Annotated in this window: 1 protein-coding gene; it reads right to left on the bottom strand. The window is 52.7% G+C overall.

Features of this window, described 5'->3' with window-relative positions:
- The coding region (locus CJU81_RS23615) for a helix-turn-helix domain-containing protein (protein ID WP_141232638.1) at positions 1-192 on the bottom strand (192 nt) is incomplete at its 3' end.
- Between the last annotated feature and the right edge of the window lie 45 nt (positions 193-237).

Genomic DNA, 237 nt, shown 5'->3' with positions numbered 1-237 from the left:
CTGTTGAGCCCTGCTGGTAGCTTGTATGGCGTCATAGTGAGACTGCTGGGGGGTGCGTTTGATCTCACGACTAATGGTGCTGGGGTGACGGCCTAGCAAAGCGGCAATAGCCCGCAACGTCTGTTGTTGAAATAGCATCACCATAATGGTGACGCGCTCCTCGGTACTCAAGTGTTTGTATTGGGTAGACATGGCAACACCTTACATCAGGTGTTGCACTTGTTCCTTGAGACCGCC

This window comes from Pseudomonas fragi (assembly GCF_002269505.1).
Taxonomy (GTDB): Bacteria; Pseudomonadota; Gammaproteobacteria; order Pseudomonadales; family Pseudomonadaceae; genus Aquipseudomonas; species Aquipseudomonas fragi_D.
The sequence above is the reverse complement of the archived record's forward strand: the minus strand, read 5'-3'. Positions and strand labels throughout refer to the sequence as shown.